General features: G+C 77.7%; 3 protein-coding genes. All 3 read right to left on the reverse strand.

The features are described 5' to 3' along the window. Positions 1-14: 14 nt before the first annotated feature. From C8D89_RS02580 to C8D89_RS02590, 3 genes are read right to left on the reverse strand one after another with little or no spacing between them, the layout of a single operon-like run. A complete protein-coding gene (locus C8D89_RS02580) occupies positions 15-1001 on the reverse strand; it encodes an ABC transporter substrate-binding protein (RefSeq protein ID WP_116706466.1) in 987 nt (328 codons plus the stop codon). After that, positions 1001-14008 (reverse strand): non-ribosomal peptide synthetase, encoded by a 13008-nt coding sequence (locus C8D89_RS02585; RefSeq protein ID WP_133251795.1) that lies wholly within the window; start codon positions 14006-14008, stop codon positions 1001-1003. The genes C8D89_RS02580 and C8D89_RS02585 overlap by 1 nt, the downstream gene beginning before the upstream one ends. After that, positions 14005-20436, reverse strand: a complete 6432-nt coding sequence (locus C8D89_RS02590) for a non-ribosomal peptide synthetase (protein ID WP_165825512.1) — start codon at positions 20434-20436, stop codon at positions 14005-14007. The genes C8D89_RS02585 and C8D89_RS02590 overlap by 4 nt, the downstream gene beginning before the upstream one ends. Between the last annotated feature and the right edge of the window lie 173 nt (positions 20437-20609).

A 20609-nucleotide genomic window follows, 5' to 3' on the forward strand; every position in this document is an offset into this window, starting at 1 on the left:
GTGACGACCGACGCTCAGACGCTCTGGACCCGGGGCACGATCGTCTCGAGGTGGCTCAGGACCGCCTCGCCCTGCTTGTAGTGGCTGCAGTAGTAGTTCGGCAGCGGGAACAGCCGACCCTCGCGCACGGCCCGCACCTGCTGGAACGCCGGCTGGGCGAGCAGGGTCCGGGTGTTCGCGTCGACCCCGCCCTGGGTGTCGGCGAGGTGCAGGATCACGTCGCAGTCGTCGAGCCGGGTGGCCTGCTCGTAGGACAGCCGCCCGCCCGCGCCGGTCTTGCCCGCCGCGAACTGCCCGAACTGGAAGCCCGCGTCGGCGAGGACCACGCCGCTCCACGAGGTCGGGTAGTCGGAGAAGAACACGCCGCCCGACGACCCCCGCACGAGCGCCCACCGCGTCTGCCCGAGCGTCGGTGCGAACTGCTCGCGCACCCGCTGAGCGTGCTGGTCGTACGAGGCCTTGACCTGCTCGCCCTGGGGCAGCCGGTTGACCGTGTCGGCGGCCTGCAGCGCCCGCTCCTGCCAGCTGCCGGGCACCGAGCCCGACGGCAGGAGCACGGTGGGCGCGATCCCGGAGAGCTGCGGGCCGAGGTCGGCGGGCAGCGACGGCACCTTGGTCCCGAGGATGAGATCGGGGCCCTGCGCGGCGATCGCCTCGAAGTTCAGCGCGGTCGGCTTGCCCACCTTGGGGATCGAGTCGTAGACCTGCTGGTACTCCGGCAGGACGCCGCCCACGGTGGCCTCGGCCGTGCCGTTCGGGGTGACGCCGACGTCGAGCAGGGCGTAGGTGGTGTAGAAGTCCGTGCACGCGATGCGCTGGGGGTTCGCGGGGATCTGGACCGGGCCGTCCGCGCCCTGCACGGTGCGCGTGCCGCCGCCCCCGCCCCCGCCCCCGGACTCGCCTCCGCCGCCGCAGGCCCCGAGCGCCAGGGCCGCGGCGACGCCGCCGGTCCCGGCCAGGAAGCCGCGTCGGGACAGGCCGGCTCGGACGTTGGGTGCCATCAGGCGGTCTCCTCGGGGGTCGGGGTCGGGGTCGGGGTCGGGGTCGGGGAGTCGAGGGGAGCCGCACCGTCGGGTGCGGTGTCGAGGGTCCGGGCGAGCAGGTCGCCGACCTGCTCGACCGCGCCGGGCCGCAGCAGCCCGTGGTGGGTGGCAGCGACCGCGACGAACCGTGCGTCCGGGGGGAGCGCGCCCGCCCAGCGGTGCCGGGCGTCGGCGAGGCGGTGATCCTCTCGCGCGCCCTCCGGCACCGCGACGACCACCGTGACCGTGACGTCCGGGTCGGTCAGCGGCGCCGGACGGTGCGTGGCGAGCGCCGCCGCGGCGTGCCGGACGTGACGCAGGGCGCCGGCCAGCACCGGCGGCGGGAAGAGCCCGGCGAGGCCGGGGTCGCGCGCGACCAGCGCGGCGAGCTCGTCCGCCCCGTCGGGTGCGGGCAGGTCGAGCGCCTCGGCGAGGAACGCGACCGGGTCGATCGCCCCGCCGGTGCCCGCGCCCGCGCCGGGCCAGGCGTCGAGCAGGGTCAACGAGGAGACGGTCTCGCCCGCGTCGACCAGCGACCGGGCGGCGGCGTGGGCCACCACGCCGCCGAACGACCAGCCGGCGAGGTCGTAGGGCCCGTGGGGGGCGACCTCGCGCAGGCGGGCGAGCTGGTCGGCGGCGACCTCGTCGAGCGTGGTGGGGGCGAGTTCGGGGTCGGCCAGCTCGCGAGCGGGCACCGCCCACACGGTCCGGCCGGCGGGGATCGACGCGGTCAGCCCGGTGTACGGGTACACGACGCCGCCGGCGCCCGGGAACAGCAGCAGCGGGCGGCCCCCGGCGCGGCGCAGCGGGACGGGGTGGGCGGGGTCGGTGCCCGTGCCGGCGCCGGCGTGGAGGGCGGCGACGTCGGCGACCGTCGGGTGGCGCAGGAGGTCGGCGACCGACACCGGGAGGTCGAGGCGCTCGGCCAGGCGCGTGCGCAGCACGGCGAGCAGCAGGGAGTGCCCGCCGAGGTCGGCGAACGCGGTGTCGACGCCGATCCGGCCGGCCGGGACGTCGAGCACCTCGGCGAACACCGCCGCCACCGCCCGCTCGGCGTCGGTGCGGGGCGGCGTGCGGGCGCCCGCCCCCCGGGTCGGTGCGGGCAGCGCGGCCCGGTCGACCTTGCCGGTGGGCAGCACCGGGATCGCGTCGAGCGCGACGAGCTCCGAGGGGACGAGGTGCGCGGGCAGGGTGTCCTCGAGGTGGCGGCGGACGGCGTCGAGGTCGGCCTCGCGGTCCGGCACCACCCACGCCACGAGGCGTTGCTCGCCGCCCGGGCCGGGCCGGGTGTCGACGACGGCCCGATCGACGCCCGGGGCGGCCGACACCGCGGCGGCGACCTCGCCGAGCTCGATGCGGAACCCGCGGACCTTGACCTGGTCGTCGGCGCGGCCGAGGTAGTCCAGCCGGCCGTCGTCGAGGCGGCGCACGAGGTCGCCGGTGCGGTACATCCGCGTGCCCGGTGGGCCGAAGGGGTCGGCGACGAAGCGTCCGGCGGTCAGGGCGGGGCGGGCGTGGTAGCCGCGCGCCAGGCCCGCGCCCGCGAGGTACAGCTCGCCGACCGCGCCCGGCGCCACCGGCCGCAGGGCGGCGTCGAGGACGTACGCGCGGGTGTTCGGGTCGGGCACGCCGATGGGGACGCGACCGGTCGCGCCGCTGTGCGTGTCGGTCTCGCCGAGCGTGGAGTTCACGGCGACCTCGGTGGGCCCGTAGGCGTTGAACACCCGCAGGCGCGCGGCCCACCGCTCGACGATCGCGGGCGGCACGGCCTCGGTGCCCACGAGCATCACCGCGCCGTCGGGCAGCTCCGCGTCCGGCGGCAGCGCGGCGACCAGGGACGGCGGCAGGATCATGACGTCGCCGGCGCCGAAGCCGCGCTCGGCCAGGAACGTCGTGAGCACGGGGTCGGCGAGCCGCACCCGCGGCGGGGCGACCACGAGCGTCGCGCCGGTGAGCAGCGACATCGTCAGCTCCCAGAACGCGACGTCGAAGCTGACCGAGGCGAACTGCAGCACGCGCGCGCCCGCCCGCACGCCGAGCCGGTCGACCGCGGTCGCCACGAGCGAGGGCGCGACGCGGTGGGGCAGCACGACGCCCTTGGGGCGGCCGGTGGAGCCCGAGGTGTAGATGACGTAGGCGGCGTCGTCGGGGTGCAGGACGGGGTCCGGGGTCGCGTCCGACTGCGCGTCGGGCAGGGCGTGGACGTCGAGGCGCTCAACACCCGGGACGTCGGGCAGGCCGCCGGCGGTGTCGGCGGTGGTCAGCACGACCCGGGCGCCCGAGTCGGTGAGCATGAACTCGAGCCGCGCGGCCGGGTAGTCGGGGTCGAGCGGCAGGTAGGCCGCGCCGACGGTGAGCACGCCGACCAGGCCCGCGACCAGCTCCGCCGAGCGCGGCAGGGCGACCCCGACGAGGTCGCCGCGCCCGATCCCGCGTCCGTGCAGCGCGGCGGCGACCCGCCCGGCCTCGACGGCCAGCTCGGCGTAGGTGCGGGTCTGCGTCTCCCCCGTCACCGGGTCCTCGGCCACGACGGCGCGCGCGTCCGAATGCTCGGCGAGGGTCGTCGCGAACAGCTGCGGCCACGTCGCGTCGGGCACGGCGACCGCGGTGTCGTTCCCGTCCTCGAGCACGCGCCGGCGCTCGTCGTCGGCGAGCAGGTCGAGACGCGCGAGCGGGGTGTGCGGGGCGTCGGCGACCGCGGTGAGCAGGCGGACCAGGCGCCCCGCCCACGCCGCGGCGGCGACGTCGTCGAGGGCGTCGGGACGGTGGGCGAGGTGGAGGGTCGGGGCACCGTCCGGCCCCAGCGCGGCGACGAGCACCAGCGGGTAGTGGGTCGCGTCCCGGCCGCCGACGTGCTCGACGGTCACCCCGGCGGGCCCGCGCTCGCGGACGGCGTCGCGGTCGACGGGGTAGTTCTCGACGACGAGCAGGGTGTCGACGAGGTCGTCGACACCGATCGCGCGCTGGATCGCGGCGAGCCCGACGTGGCCGACGTCGAGCAGCGCGGCCTGCTCGGCGCCGACGCGGGAGAGCAGGTCGGCGAGGGTCTCGGCGGGGCGCTCGGTGACCCGGACCGGGACGGTGTTGATGAACAGGCCGACCGCGTCGGCGGTGGTGGCGGGCTCGCCCGGACCACCGAGGCCTCCGCGGCCGGAGACGGTCTGGCCGAACACGGCGTCCGGGCTGCCCGCGGCGCGCCCGACGAGGACGCCCCAGGCCGCCTGGAGCACCGTGGCGACCGTGACGCCGAGGCGCCGCGCGGTGGCGGCGACGCGGGAGGCGACGTCGTCGTCCAGCGGCACCGCGGTGCGGTGCGGGAGGACGGTCCCGTCGGTGTCCGGGGTCTCCACCGCGCGGGTCGGGGCGATGATCCCGGCGAGCGCCTCGCGCCACACGGCGAGGTCGACCTCGGGGTCGCGGGCGGCGAGCGCGGCGAGGTGGTCGCGGTAGCGCGGCGGCGCCGGGAGCTCGCGACCCTCCCAGGCCGACAGCAGCTCGCGGAGCACGATCGGCATCGACCACCCGTCGATCGCGACGTGGTGGACGGTGAGGACGAGGCGGTGGCGGCCGTCGCCGCGGTGCACGAGCACCGCGCGCACCATCGGGCCCGCCGCGACGTCGAAGGGACGCGTGCGCTCGGCGTCGGCGACGGCGTCGGGCGCGTCGTCGCTGGTGGTGAAGGGAACCTCGGTGTGGGCGAGGACCACCCCGACCGGCCGCCCGTCGGGGCCGTCCGGGTAGACGGTGCGCAGGGCGTCGTGGCGGTCGACGACGGTCTGCACCGCTGCGCGCAGGGCGTCCGCGTCGACGGGCCCGGCGAGGTCGACCACCAGCTGGACGGTGTAGACATCGCCGCCCGCGTCGGCCCCGAGCCGGGCGAGGAACAGCAGGCCCTCGGCCAGCGGGCTCGGGGGCACCACGTCGACGAGGTTCGCGGGCCCCCCGGGCACGGCCGCGGCGAGGGCCTCGAGGCCGGCGTCGTCGACCTCGGCGAGCACGTGCGCGCGGGTGGGGCGGGGCAGGCCGAGGTCCTGCGGACCGTCGAGGTTCGCGAGACCGGCGAGGTCCCGCGCGGCGTGGGCGAACGCGTCGGCGAGGGCATGGCCGTGACCGCCGGCGTCGTCGAGCACCGCCTCCGGCCAGGCGAACCCGGCGACCAGCGTCGGGCCGTGGGGACCGTCCTCGACCACGGTGTCGAGGGCGAGCGGGTGCGCGGCGGGCATGTCGGGGTCGCCGCCGCCGGCCAGGCCCGGGGCCTCGGGGGCGGGGGCCCAGGGCTGCGGGGTCGTCGTGCCGTCGGACCGGTAGCGACCGAGGTGGTTGACCGCCACGTCGGGAGCGGGCGCGGCGGCGAGGCGCTCGGCGCCGACGGGGTCGAGGTGGCGCAGCAGGCCGAAGCCGACCGCGGGACCGGGCAGCGCGCGGCGCCGGGCGACGACCGCGCGCAGGGCGCGCAGGAGGGCCCGCTGGTCGGTGCCGTCGCGCACCTCGAGGCGGACGGGGACGGCGGTGGTGAACCAGCCGACGGTGCCCGAGAGGTCGGCGCCGAGGTCGAGCTCGTCGTCGCGCCCGTGACCCTCGACCTCGACGACCAGCGGCCTCGTCTTCTTCGGGCCGTGCATGCGGGCGACCGCGAGCGCGAGAGCGGTGAGCACGACGTCCTCGACGCCGCCCGCGGCCAGCCCGCCGACCCGGCCGACGAGCGCGGCGGCGTCGGCGCCGTCGATCCGGACCTCGGCGTGCCGCAGGGTGCGCGAGACGTCCCGGGCGGGATCGAGGGGCCGCGCCGGCAGCGCCGGGGCGGGGCGGTGGAGCAGCGCGGACCAGCCGTCGAGGTGGACGCGCTGCCCGGCGGCGGCGTCGGCGAGGGCCCGCGACCAGGCGCGCAGCGAGGTGCCGGTCGCGTCCCGCCGCGGCGCGCCCTCGAACGCCGCCTGCAGCTCGGGCAGGAGCACGCGCCACGACACGGCGTCGACGACGAGGTGGTGGGCGACGAGCACCATGCGCCCGGGTTCCGAGGCCCCGCGGTCCTGCCACACGGCCTGCAGCACCGGCCCGTGCACCGGATCCAACCGGTCCGCCGCGGCGCTCGCGAGGTTCCGGAGTGTCAGCGGTGGGCCATCGCTGACGTTGAGTGTCCGTATCGCCACACGCTCGATGAGGTCCGAGCCTCGGTCGGCGCCCGTCTCCGGGATCACGAGCGTCCGCGCGTCGGGGTCCAGGCGGGCACGCAGGGCCGGGTGGCGGGCGAGCGACGCGTCGAGCGCCGCCGCCAACCGGTCGCCGATCTCCCCGGCCGGCACGACCACCGCGACCGACTGGTGGAAGCGTCGCCAGCGCCCGCGGTCGAGCAGCGCGTGCGCGATCGGCAGCAGCGGCGCGGTGCCGGTCGGCTCGTCGTCGACGGCAGCGGGCGTGGCGCCCGTGCCCGCGATCTCCGCCAGCGCCGCGACCGTCCGGCGCTCGAAGACCTGCCGCGGCGTGACCACCACCCCCGCCGCGCGCGCCCGCCCCACCACGGCGATCGCGAGGATGCTGTCGCCGCCCAGGGCGAAGAAGTCGTCCTCCGCGGTGACCTCGCGCTCGAGGACCGCGGCGACGGCACCCGCCAGCGCCTCCTCGATCGGGTCCTGCGGCGCGCGCCCGGCCGGCGCGAGGTCGCCGTCGGGGGCGGGCAGGCGTCCGCGGTCGACCTTGCCGCTGGGAGAGAGCGGAAGCTCGTCGAGCACCGCGACCGCCGACGGCACCATGTGCTCGGGCAGCGCGCGTGCCGCGTGCGCGCGCAGCGCCGCCGGGTCGACGGTCGCGCCCGGCGCGGGCACGACGTGGGCGACGAGACGCGCCGAGCCGTGATCGGTGCGCACCGAGGCGACGGCCTGCCCCACCGCGTCGTCGGCGCCGAGGACGGCCTCGACCTCCCCGAGCTCGATGCGGAACCCGCGGACCTTGACCTGGTCGTCGACCCGGCCGACGTAGTCGAGCACGCCGTCCCACCGGCGGCGGACCACGTCACCGGTGCGGTACATGCGCTCACCCGGGCCGCCGTGGGGGTCGGCGACGAAGCGGCCGGCGGTCAGCGCCGGGCGCCCCAGGTAGCCGCGGGCGAGCTGGACGCCGGTGAGGTACAGCTCGCCGGGCACGCCCGGCGGGACCGGGCGCAGGGCCGCGTCCAGTACGCGCACCCCGGTGCCGGGCACCGGCGCGCCGATGGGGATGACGCCGGCCGCCGCGTCGTCGGGCCCGACCTCGATCGCGGTGACGTCCACGGCCGCCTCGGTGGGCCCGTAGAGGTTGTGCAGCGCCACCCCGGGCAGCCGTCGGTGGTGCTCGGCGACCAGCGGCGCGGGCAGGGTCTCGCCGCTGGTGATCACCCGACGCAGCGACGGCGGAGGCGTGTCGGTGGCGGCCAGGAACGGGCGCAGCATCGAGGGGACGAAGTGCAGCGTCGTCACCCCGTGCGTCTCGATCAGGGCGCGCAGGTGCTCGGGGTCGCCGTGCCGGCCGGGCTCGGCGAGCACCAACCGTGCCCCGGTGACCAGCGGCCAGAAGAACTCCCACACCGAGACGTCGAAGCTCGACGGCGTCTTCTGCAGCACGGTGTCGCCGGCGTCGAGGGCGAAGCGGTCCTGCATCCACGCGAGCCGGTGGCCGATCGCCCGGTGGGTGACGACGACGCCCTTGGGGCGCCCGGTCGATCCGGAGGTGTAGATGACGTAGGCGGCGTCGTCGGCACGCGCCGGGCCGGCGGCGGGCGCGCCGGAAGGCGCCGGCCAGTCGGTGGTGACGAGGACGTCGGCGCCCTCGGGGAGCGCCGCTTCGGGCGTCGCGAGAACCAGTGCCGCGCCCGCGTCGGCGAGCATGAACGCCACGCGGTCGGGCGGGTAGTCGGGGTCGAGCGGCAGGTACGCCGCCCCCGCCCGCAGCACGGCGAGCAGCGCGACGACGAGCTCGCTCGAGCGGGGCACGGCGACGCCGACGACGTCCTCGCGGCCGACGCCCCTGCAGGTCAGCGCGTCGGCGAGGGCGGCGACGCGGGCGTGGAGCTGGGCGTAGGTCAGGGTGTCGTCGGCGAACGCGACCGCGGTCGCGTCCGGGGTGCGCCCGGCCTGCGCGGCCAGCATCGCCGGCGGCGTCGACGCGTCGCCGGAGGGCGGACCGCCGTCGGCCAGGGCGGCCGCGAGCTCGGCGTCGGTGAGCAGGTCGCGGTGCGCGAGGGGCCCGTCGGGATCGTCGAGCAGGGCGTCCAGCGCGCGCTCGACGCGGTCGAGCAGGCCCTCGGCCGCGTCGTCGGGCACGGCGCCGGTGCGGTGGTGCAGTTGCAGGGTGAGGCCGTCGGGTCCGGGGGTGGCGACGAGGCTCGCGGGGTAGTGGGGGGCGTCGTGGTTGCGCACCGCGGCCACCCGCAGCCCGTCGGGCAGGGCGGCGTCGACAGCGGCGGGGTCGAGGGGGTAGTTCTCGACCACGAGCAGCGTGTCGAACAGCTCGCCGAGCCCGACGGCGCGCTGGATCGCGGGCAGGCCGACGTAGGGGTGGTCGAGCAGCGCGGCCTGCTCGGACTGGACGCGGGCGACGAGCCCGGTGGCCGTGTCGTCGGGGCGCACCCGGACGCGCACCGGGACGGTCGCGATGTAGAACCCGACGGCGGTGTCGATACCCTCGACCTCGGGCGGACGCCCGGACACGGTCTGGCCGAACACGACGTCGTCGCGCCCGGTGGCCGTCGCGAGCACCAGCGCCCAGGCCACCTGCAGCACCGAGGACGGGGTGACGCCCCGCGCGCGGGCGACCGCCGTGAGCCGGTCCCCGGCCACGACCCGCGTGCGCGTGGCCGCCGGACCGGCACCGGGGTCGGTGCCGGCCAGGCGCGTCGGGGCGTCGAGGTCGGCGAGGGCGTCGCGCCAGGCGGCGAGCCCGGACGCGTGGTCGGCCGCGGCGAGGCGGTGCAGGTGTGCGCGGTGGGGCAGCGCGGGCGGGAGGTCGGCGCGCTCGAGCAGCGCCGCGGGGTCGTCGGCGCCGGTGTCGCGCGCGACGGCCCAGAGGGTGAAGAGCTCGCGCACCAGGACCGGGATCGACCAGCCGTCGAGCACGGCGTGGTGGCTGACGAGGTGCAGCGTCGCCCCGCCGCCGCCGTCCCGCCGCTCCACCTCGAGCCTGACCAACCCACGTGCGTGATCTTCTGAGCTATAGCTCAGAAGATCACGCACGAGGGTGACCGGGCGGCCCGAGGAGACGGTCGGGAAGGTCTCGCGCAGGGCGTCGTGGCGCGCGGTGAGGGCGGCGAAGGCGCGGTGCAGTGCCTCCTCGACGGTGTCGTCGACCCTGCCGTCGAGGTCGACCTCCAGGCGCACCGCGTAGGCGTCGTCCGCGTCGAGCGTCGGCTCCCCCGCGCCCTCGAACCGCGAGGTGAACAGCATCCCCTCGGCCAGCGGCGCGGGGGCGACGACGTCGACGATCCCGCCCGGCGCCCGGGCCTCCAGCGCGTCGACGTCGTCCTGGGTCAGCGCCACGGTCGGGAAGTCCGACGGCGTGTGCCCGCCGACCGCGTCCCGGGCCGCCGCCAGCGCCCGGCAGGCGTCGACGAACGCCTCGGCCAGCGCGGCCACGTCGTCGTCGCCCAGCAGGCCGGCGGGGTGGGACCACCGCGCCACCAGGTGCGGGCCGTCCGCCCGGTCCTCGGTGCGCGCGTTGATCTCCAGCACGTGCGCGGCGGGCATCGCGTCGTCGCCGCCCCCGGTCATCGCCGGGGCCTCGGGCGCCGGCGCCCAGTCGCCGCCGGTTCCCGCCGCGGCCCGGCCCAGGTAGTTGACCAGCAGCTCCGGCCCGTCGCCGAGGTCCACGCCCGCGACGTCGCGCAGCAGCCCGAACCCGAGCCCGTCGCCCGGCACTGCGCGCAGCGCTTCCTTGGCCGCCTTGAGCACGCGGTCCGGGTCGGCGTCGGGCGCCGGCAGGGGAACCCGCACGGGGTGGGTGGCGGTGAACCAGCCGACCGTGCGCGTCAGGTCCGGCTCCCCGGGCACGGCGGTGGGCTCGCGGCCGTGGCGCTCGCGGTCGAGCAACAGCGTCCCACCCGACCCCGACCACCGCGCCAGCGCCAGCGACAGCGCCGCGACGACGACGTCGTCCACCCCGCCGTGCACGGCCGCGGGCAGGGCGCCGAGCAGCACCTCGGTGACCGTCGGCTCCACCTCGACGTGGTGGTGGCGCATCGTGGCGAGGGTGTCGCGGTCGGGATCGAGCGCGCGGCTCCCCAGCGTCACGCGGTCGCCGGCGAGCACCTCGCGCCACGCGTCGATCTCGTCCCGCCGGTGGTCCGCGGTCGCGACGAACGCCTCCGCCCACACCCGGAACGGGGTGGGCACCGGCTCGAGCGCCCGTCCCGCGGCCGCGGCCGCCAGGTCACCGGTGAGGACCGGCCACGACACCCCGTCGACGACGAGGTGGTGCACGGCCAGCACCAGACGGTCGGACCCCTGTGCCGCGGCCACCATTCGCCCGGCCGCGGGGTCGAGACGGGCCGCGACGTCCGCCCCGTCCACGTCGCCGGGCACGACGACGTCCTCGGCCCGCACCGCGCCCGCCGGCGGCACCTCCAGCGCGGCTCCGTCGTCGCCGTCGACCAGCCGCGCCCGCAGCAGGTCGTGGGTGTCGAGCACCGCCTGCAGCGCGGGCCGTGCATCGACCCCCGACGGGACGGCCAGGACCACGCGCTGGTGGTAGGTCCGGATCGGGCCCGGACGCGCGAGCAGCCAGCGCTGGATCGGGGTCAGCGGCACGCGCCCGGTGCCGTGGGCCGGTGCGGCCGGCGCGGGACGCCCACCCACCGGCACCGCCACCGACGCCAACCCCGCCGCGGTGCGCGCCTCGAAGATCTGTCGCGGCGTGATGGTCCAGCCCGCCCGCCGCGCCCGCGAGACCAGCTGGATCGAGACGATGCTGTCGCCGCCCAGGGCGAAGAAGTCGTCGTCGACCCCGACCTCGTCCATACCGAGAACGGCCGCGACGACGCCGGCGAGGTCCCGCTCGGCCGCGGTGGCGGGCGCGCGGCCGTCGGCGGCGGTGCGCTCCGGTGCGGGGAGCTTCTCCCGGTCGATCTTGTTGTTGACCGTCAGCGGGAACGCCTCGAGCACGACGACGTCGCCCGGCACCATGTGCTCGGGCAGCGCCCCGGCCGCCCGGGCCCGCAGCGCGGCCGGATCGGGCGTCCCGGTGCCCGGCGTCACGTACGCCACCAACCGTGCCGACGGCCCGTCGCGGCGGACCACGGCCACCGCCTGGCCCACCGTCGGGTCGGCGGCGAGCACGCTGGACACCTCGCCCAGCTCGACCCGGAACCCGCGCAGCGACACCTGGTCGTCGCCGCGCCCCAGGTACTCGAGCTGCTCGGGCCACGGGTCCGGGGCACCGTCGCGCGTCGTCGCCGGGCGGCGGCGCACCAGGTCACCCGTGCGGTACATCCGCGCACCCGTCTCGCCGAACAGTGACGCGAACGGGTCGGCGACGAACCGCTCCGCGGTGAGGTCCGGCCGGCCCCGGTAGCCGCGGGCCAGGCCGGCGCCGGCGAGGTAGAGCTCGCCGACGACCCCTGGTGCGACCGGACGCAGCCGGTGGTCGAGCACGTAGGCGCGCCCGTTGACGTCGGGCACCCCGATCGGCGCCGCGTGGTGGGCGGCGACCGCCTCGGCGCCCGCCTGCCCGGACAGGTCGCCGAAGGTCGCGTTGACGGTGACCTCGGTGGGCCCGTAGGCGTTCACCAGCCGCCGGCCCGGCGCCCACCGCGCCACCAGCTCCGGGGGTACCGCCTCGGTGCCCACCAGCAGCGTCATGTCCTCGGGCAGCTCGACCTCGGCCGGCAGCGCGCCCGACACCGACGGCGGCAGCGCGGCATGGGTGACGCCGTGGCGGGTCAGGTACGCGACGAGCTCGAAGTCCGGCGCGCGCAGCTCGGTCGGCACCACGACCAGCGTCCCGCCGACGGCCAGCGCCATCGACATCTCGAACACCGCGAGGTCGAAGCTGACCGACGCGAAGTGCGAGATCCGCGACGACGGCGCGACGCCGAGGCGGGTGCGGGCGGTGGCGACGAGGTCGGCCACGCCGGTGTGCGGGACGACGACGCCCTTGGGGCGCCCCGTCGACCCGGACGTGTAGACGAGGTAGGCCGCGTCCCAAGGGTCCGGCGCGGACAGGGCCCGGTCGGGCTCGGCCGGCGCGGCGTCGGGGGCGATCGTCGGGACGTCCGCGGGCGCCTCCCCGACCAGGACGACGGGCCCGGCGTCGGCGAGCATGAAGGCGAGCCGGTCGGGCGGGTAGTCGGGATCGAGCGCGAGGAACGCCGCGCCCGAGCGCAGCACGGCCACGAGGGCGACGAACAGGTCGGCCGAGCGCGGCAGCGAGACGGCCACGACGCGGTCGGGCCCCGCACCCGCCTCGACCAGCGCGCGGGCCAGGCGCCGGGAGCGCTCGGCCAGCTCGCCCCAGGTGAGCTGCTCGTCGCCGTGGACCAAGGCGGTCGCGCCGGACCCGGCGGCGGCGCGGGCCGCGTCGAACATCGCCGGCCAGGTGCGCGGCCCGACCTCGGCGCGGGTGTCGTTGAGCTCGACGACGAGGTGGTGGCGCTCGGCGTCGTCGAGCACGTCGAGGTCGTCGACCGGGGCGTCCAGGTCGGCGACGACGGCGCGCAGCACGCGCTCGACGCGGGTGAGCAGGGCGCGGGCGTCGGCGTCGCCGACCCGCTCGGGGCGGTGCACCAGCCGCAGCCGCGCGGGCTCGTCGCCGTGGGCGGGCAGGGCGACGACGCTGACCGGGTAGTGGGTGGCGTCGCGGATGCCGAGGTGGTCGACGCCCAGGTCCGGGGCGAGCCGGGCGAGGGCGGACGGGTCGAGGCCGACGTTCTCGACGACGAGCAGCGTGTCGAACAGCTCCCCGATCCCGGCCCGGCGCTGGATCTCGGCGAGCCCGGCCTGGTGGTCGGGCCAGCGCGCGGCCTGCTCGTCCTGCACGCGGTCGAGCAGCTCGCCCACCGTCTCCCCCCGGCGCAGCCGCACCCGCACCGGGACCGTGTTGACGAACAGGCCGAGGATCGACTCGACGCCGGCGACCTCGGGCGGGCGCCCGGAGACCGTGGTGCCGAAGACGACGTCGTCGCGGCCGGTCAGGCGGGCCAGGACGACGCCCCACACCACCGACAGCACGGTCGCGGTGGTGACGCCGCGGGCGCGGGCGAGCGCGGCGAGCCCGTCGCCGAGCGCGCCGTCCAGGGCGGTCTCCACCGTCGCGGGCAGGTCGGCCGGCGCCCCCTCCTCGGCGCCCGGGGCGGGCGCGAGGCGGGTGGGCTCGCCGAGGCCGGCGAGGTCGTCGGCGAAGCGCTGCGCCATCGCCGCGGTGTCCTGCGCGCCGAGCCACTCGAGGTAGCGCCGGTAGGGCACCGCCTCGCCGGCGGGCTCCCGGCCCTCGGCGTGGTCGAGCAGCTCGGTGACCAGCGGGCCCAGCGACCACCCGTCGACGACGAGGTGGTGCAGCGTGATCGCCAGGTGCCACCGCCCGTCGGGGCGGCGCACCAGCAGGGCGCGCACCAGCGGCGGGCGGCCGAGGTCGAACGGGCGGACGCGTTCGGCCTCGCACGCCTGCTCGGCGGCCTGCTCGTGCGGCGCGTCGACCTCCCGCCACGGCACGCGGGCGGCGTCGGGGACGACCGCGACGGGGCGGCCGCGCTTGCGGTCGCGCACGGCGGCGCGCAGCACGTCGTGGCGGGCGAGCACGGCGTCGAGGGCGTCGCGCAGCCGCTCGGGCCGCGGGCCGTGGCCGTCGAGGCGCAGCTGGACGGTGTACGGGTCGACGCCGCCCGCGCCGTCCTCCCCGGCGGCCCACCGGGAGAGGAAGAGCAGGCCCTCCTGCAGCGGCGAGAGCGGCAGGACGTCGGAGATCCCGGGGCCGGACGACGAGCTCGACGACGGGCCCGACGACGAGGCGTCGCGCCTCGAGGTCACGGGGCGCTCCACTCGGTGTCCCACCCGTCGGCGAGGTCCTCGAGCTCGTCGTCGTCGAGCGACACCAACGGCTGGAGGGCGGCGCCGTCACCCGTCGGCTCGGGGGCCGCGTCCTCGACCGCGTCCTCGACCGCGTCCTCCACCGCGACCTCGGCCAGCGCGGCCGGGGTGCGGCGGGTGAAGACGTCGCGCGCCGCGATCGTCCAGCCCGCGGCCCGGGCCCGACCGACGACGCGGATGGAGGCGATGCTGTCGCCGCCGAGGGCGAAGAAGTCGACATCTGCCGGCGGCGCCGGGACCCCGAGGACCTCGGCGAACACGGCGCACAGCGCGCGCTCGGCCGCGGTCTCGGGTGCGCGCCCGTCGGTGGGGGTGCTCGCGGCGTCGGGCTCGGGCAGCGCCTTCGTGTCGATCTTGCCGTTGGGCGTGGTCGGGAACGCGTCGAGGACGGTGACCGCGAGCGGGACCATGTGCTCGGGCAGCCGGTCGGCGACGGTCGCGCGCACCGCCTCGGGCTCCGGGGACGCCCCGGGCGCGGGGACGACGTAGCCGAGCAGGCGGGCCGGGGCGTCCCCGATCCCGGGGCGCACGACCGCGGCGGCCGCGGCGACGCCGTCGGCGGCCTCGAGCGCGGCGGTGACGTCGCCGAGCTCGATGCGGAAGCCGCGGACCTTGACCTGCTGGTCGACGCGGCCGAGGTAGTGCAGGGCGGCCTTCTCGTCCGGATCGTGGCCGCCGCCGCGGCGGGCGAGGTCCCCGGTGCGGTACATGCGCGTGCCGGGCGCGCCGAAGGGGTCGGCGACGAAGCGCTCGGCGGTGAGGTCCGCGCGCGCGTGGTAGCCGCGGGTCACCCCCGCGCCGGCGAGGTAGAGCTCGCCGACCACGCCGTCGGGCACCGGCCGCAGCCCCGCGTCCAGCACGTAGGCACGCTCGCCCGGCAGGGGGGCCCCGATCCCATGTGAGTGATCTTCCGAGCTATAGCTCGAAAGATCACGCACGTGGGACGCCGTCGACCAGATCGTCGTCTCGGTCGGGCCGTAGACGTTGGTGACCTCGGAGGCCGCGGCGGCCAGGCGCCGGCCCAGCGCCGGCGGCAGGGCCTCGCCGCCGACCAGGACGCGCACGCCGGCGAGGGTCGCCGCGAGGTCGACGGCCTCGTCCGACGCGAGCGCCTGCCACAGCGTCGGCGTCGCCTGCACCACCGACGCGCCCGCGACCAGCCCGGCGAGCGCCGGCGGCTCGAGCACCTCCTCGGGCCGCGCCAGCACCACCTCCGCGCCACCGACCAGCGGCAACCACAGCTCGAGGGCGGCGATGTCGAAGGACACCGTCGTCACCGCCACCCACCGGTCGCCGGGGCCGAGGGCGAGCCGGTCGGTCATCCCGGCGAGGAACGCGTCCAGCGCGGCGGCGGGCACCACCACGCCCTTCGGGCGGCCCGACGAGCCGGAGGTGTAGATCGTGTAGACGGCCTCGTCGCCGACGGGGCCGCCCGCCACGACCCCCGACCCCGGCGCATCCGGCGTGACGACGCGGACCCTGCCCGCGTCGAACCCCGCCTCCGCGACGACCGCGGCCGGCGCCGCGTCGGCGAGAACCTGATGCGTGCGCGCGGCGGGGTGGTCGGGGTCGAGCGGCAGGTAGGCCGCACCGGTGGACAGCACGGCGAGCAGGGCCACCACGAGCTCCGGCGACCGCGGCAACGCCACCCCGACGAGCGCGCCCGGCCCCGCGCCGGCGTCCGCGAGCGCCCCGGCCAGCGCGCCCGCGCGTCCCACCAGCTCCGCGTACGTCGTGGTCTCCCCGCCGCAGCGCACGGCGACCCCGTCCGGTTGCTCCGCGGCCACCGCCGCCACGCGCTCCGGGAGACCACGGCCGTCGGCGCCGACGCGCGGGCCGACCCCCGCGCTGATCAGCCGGTCCCGCTCGGCGCCGTCGACCAGCGGCAGCGTGTCGACGACGCGGTCGGGCTCGGCGACGAGCCCGGCGAGCAGGCGCAGGTACCGGTCCACGAGCGCCTGCGCGGTGGCGGCGTCGTAGAGGTCGAGGGCGTGCTCGACGAAACCCTCGAGACCGTCCACGCCGCGGGTCTCGGTGAGATCGACGGTGAGGTCGAACTTGGCCGTCCCGGTCTCGCGCAGCTCGAGCGAGGCGTCCAGCCCGGGCATGTCCGGGCCGCCGGCGCGGACCTCGCGGTAGGACAGCATCACCTGGAACAGCGGGTGGCGGGCCAGGGCGCGGCCGGGGTCGAGCGCCTGCACCACGCGCTCGAACGGGACGTCGGCGTGCGCGACGGCGTCGAGGTCGACCTCGCGCACCCGGCGGAGCAGCTCGCGCCCGGTGGGGTGGCCGCCGGTGTCGACACGCAGCACGACGTCGTTGACGAACAACCCGACCAACGGGTCCAGCCCAGGATCGGTGCGTCCGGTGACGGGGCTGCCGACGACGACGTCGGTGCCCGCCCCCAGCCCGGTGAGCAGGGCCGCGAACGCGGCGTGCAGCACCATGAACGTGCTCGTGCCCGAGTCGCGGGCGAGGACGCGCACGCCCCGGTGCAGGCCGGCGTCGACGGTGAACCGCAGCACGCCCCCGTCGCCCGAGGGCTCCGCCGGGCGCGGGCGGTCCGTGGGCAGGGCGATCTCCTCCGGGATGCCCGCGAGGCGCTCGCGCCACCACGCCAGCTGCGCCCCGGCCCGCGAGCCGGGGTCGCCGGGCTCACCGAGGCGCTCGACGTCCCAGACGGTGTGGTCGGCGTACTGGATCGCCAGCGGCCCCCGGTCCGGGGCGTGGCCCGCGCGGCGCGCGGCATACGCGGCGGCGAGGTCGTCGGCGAGCGTCGTGAGCGACCATTCGTCGGCGGCGAGGTGGTGCACGACGAGCACGAGGACGTGACCCTCGGCGCCGGCGTCGATCAGCCTGGCGGCCACGGGGATCGCCGTGGCGACGTCGATGACCGTGCGCGCGGCCTCGTCGATGGCCGCCTCGACGTCGTCCGCGGTGACCGCGGACCACGGCACGTCCGGCTCGGCCACCACGTGCTGGCGGGCGACGCCGTCGGCGTCCTCGACCGGCACGGTGCGCAGGGCCTCGTGGCGGGCGACGAGGTCGCCGACCGCGGCACGCAGCGCGCCCACGTCGAGGTCGCCGCGCAGGCGCAGGACGGCCGGGATGTTGTAGGTCGGCGACGGCCCGTGCAGGCGGTGCAGGAACCACAGCCGCTGCTGGGCGGGCGAGAGCGGGGGCTCGGTCGTGCGGTCGGTGCGCGCGACCAGGGGCGGGTCGTCCGTCGCGACGGTCCCCGAGACGTCCAGCCGTGCCGCCAGCGCGGCGGGCGTCGGGGCGTCGAAGACGTCGCGCACGGTGAGGGTGCCGCCGACCCGCTCGGCGGCGCGGGCGACGAGCCGGGTCGCGAGCAGGGAGTGCCCGCCGAGGGCGAAGAAGTCGTCGTCGGGGTCCACCGACGCGAGCCCGAGGACCTCGGCGGTGATCGCGCAGAGTGCCTCCTCGACCGGGCCGGCCGGCGCCCGGCGGGTCTCGGTGGCGTCGGCGGCGGGCGCGGGCAGGCGGGCCTTGTCGACCTTGCCGTTCGCGGTCAGCGGGAAGGCGTCGACCACCACGACCGCGCCGGGCAGCAGGTGCTCGGGCAGCGTGTCCGCGAGGCGGGCGCGGACGTCGGCCGTGGTGGGCTCGGCGCCGGGCTCCGGCACCACGTGGGCGACGAGCCGGTCGGCGTGCAGCGAGACCACGGAGCGGGCGATGCCGTCGAGGGCGTCCAGCGCGGCCTCGACCTCGCCGGGCTCGACGCGGTGACCGCGCACCTTGACCTGGTCGTCGGCGCGCCCGACGTAGTGCAGCGTGCCGTCCGCGTCGCGGCGCACGAGGTCGCCGGTGCGGTACATGCGCTCGCCCGGGCTGCCGGTGGGGTCGGCGACGAACCGCGCGGAGGTCAGCGACGGGCGGCCGAGGTAGCCGCGGGCGAGCCCGGCGCCGGCGATGTAGAGCTCGCCGACGACGCCGTCGGGCACGTCGTGCAGCGCGCGGTCGAGCACCCGCGTGCGCGTCCCGGTGATCGCCGTCCCGATCGGCGGCGCGCTACGTGCGTGATCTTCTGAGCTATAGCTCAGAAGATCACGCACGTGGGCGGCCGTCGACCACACCGTCGTCTCGGTGGGGCCGTAGAGGTTGGTGACGTCGGCGCCGGCGTCGGCGAGGTCGGCGGCCAGCGACGCCGGCAGCGCCTCCCCGCCGACCAGCGCGGTCACCCCGGCCAGCGCGTCGGGCGCGACGTCGACGAGGGCGCGCCACAGCGTCGGTGTCGCCTGCACCGTGAGCCCGGCCTGCGAGCGCAGCACGTCGGCGAGCGCCGCCGGGTCCTGCACCGTGCGCCGCGGCGCGACGACCACCGTGGCCCCGGCCAGCACCGGCACCAGCAGCTCGAGCGCCGCGATGTCGAAGCCCACGGTGGTGACCGCGACGAGCGTGCGCCCCGGCGCCAGGCCGGTGCGGGCGTGCATGTCCAGCAGGAACGTGCGCAGCGCCGAGCGCGGCACGACCACGCCCTTGGGCCGGCCGGTCGAGCCGGAGGTGTGGATGACGTGCGCCGCATGGGCGTCGTCGACGGGGGGCAGCGCCGGGGGCTCGGCCGGCAGGTCGGCCAGCGCCTCGGCCACCTCGAGCGTCGCGACCGCGGGCAGCGCGTCGCGGGTGTCGGCGCTGACCAGCGCCACCGCCGGGGCCGCGTCCTCCACGACGAGCGCGAGCCGCGTCGGCGGGGCGTCGGTGTCCAGCGGCAGCCAGCCCGCGCCCGCGTGCACCGCCGACAGGATCGCCACGACGAGGTCGGGCGTGCGCGGCAGGGCGATCGCGACGAGCGCCCCGGGGCCCGCGCCCTCGGCCCGCAGCCGGGCGGCCAGCCCCCGGGCGCGGCGGTCCAGCTCGCGGTGGGTGAGCCCCGCGCCGTCCGGGCCGGCCACCGCGAGCCGGTCGGGGTGCTCGCGGGCCGCCGCGCCCAGCAGCGTGCTGAGGTCCCCCGCGGGCAGGGACGTGGTCGGCGACCCGGTGCCCACGGCCAACGCCGCCGCGCGCTCGTCCTGGTCGAGCAGCTCGACCGCACCGAGGGGCCGCTCGGCCGGGGTGTGCGCGAGCGTGCGCAGCAGCCCCGCGAGCCGGCGGTGGTGGGCCTCGACGGCGGCCGCGTCGTAGGTCGCGGGGTTGGCGTCCACGTCGAGCACGAGGCTGCCGTCCGGCTGGCGCTGCACGTTGACCGCGAGGTCGTGCACCGGACCGCCGGAGACGGGCCGGGCGGTGCCGACGGTCTCGGCGCCGAAGCGCAGCTTGTCGGCGAACGGCTTGACGTTGACCCACGGGCCGACGAGCGTCGCCTCGCCCCGGGTGCCGCCGGCGGCGTCGAGGCGCAGGTCGCGGCGCAGGTCCTCGAAGCGGTAGCGCTGGTGGTCGCGTACGGCGGCGAGCTCCGCGGCCACCTCGCCGACCAGGGCATCCACCGTCGTCGCCGGGGTCGGGGCCAGCCGCAGCGGCACGATGTTGACGAGCATCCCGGGGGTGCGGGCGGCGGGCCCCGAGCCGCCGAGGCGTCCCATCATCGGCACGCCGAGCACGACGTCGGGCGCGCCGGAGAGCCGGTGCAGGTACAGGGCGACGGCGGCCAGCACGAGCTCGGGCCAGTGCCCGCCCGCGGCCCTCGCCGCGGCCTCCATCTCCTCGACGGCCTCGCCGGGCAGGACGCCGCCCACGCGCAGGAACGTCGACGACGACCGCCGGGTCCCGCGGCCGAGCGTCGCCGGCTCGGGCGGGCCGGGGAAGCGGGTCGCCCAGAAGGCGCGGTCGTCGTCGCGGGCGCGCTCGCGGGCCTCCGCGTCGGCGGTGACCAGCTCGGCGAGCGTGCCGGCGCGGGCCGTGGGCGGGTCGTCGACGGCCAGGCGGGCGGCGTAGAGCGCCGCCACCCGCCGGGCGACGAGCGAGAAGCCGTACGCGTCCATGACCACGTGGTGGTAGCTGTGGAACCAGATGTGGTGGGCCTCGCCGAGGCGCAGCACGGCCTGGGCGAACAGGGGCCCGCGGTCGAGGTCGACGGGCTCGGCGAGTGCCCGGCGCATCCAGTCCTGCGCGGCCGCCTCGGGATCGGGCTCGTCGCGCAGGTCGACGCGGGTCACGGCCCACGCCGCCCGCTTGCCCGGCGGCACCGGCTCCTGGCGCGGCTCGCCGTCGCGGGTGACGAACCGGACGTGCAGCGCCTCGGTCTCCTCGACCGCGTCGCCGATCGCCGCCACGAGCACGTCCGCGGCGAGCGGGCCCACCAGGTCGATCCGCTCGCCGGTGTTGTAGATCGGGTTGGCGGGGTCGAGGTGCTGGGCGAACCAGATGCCCTCCTGGGCACCGGTCAGGGGCAGATCGCGCGCCTCGGCCACGCCCACCTCCTCGCCTCCGTCGGCCCGGGCCGCGGCGAGTTTGGCAAGGCTTACCTCGCAGAAGCAACCCGATCACGGCGCGACGAAGACCACGCCGGATCCACGGGCCGTGTCCGGCCGTGCACGCCCCGCTGGGTCTCCGACCTCCGAGGTGGTATGGATAGCCTCACCTA

Source organism: Actinomycetospora cinnamomea (assembly GCF_003096675.1).
In the GTDB taxonomy this organism is placed as follows: Bacteria; Actinomycetota; Actinomycetes; order Mycobacteriales; family Pseudonocardiaceae; genus Actinomycetospora; species Actinomycetospora cinnamomea.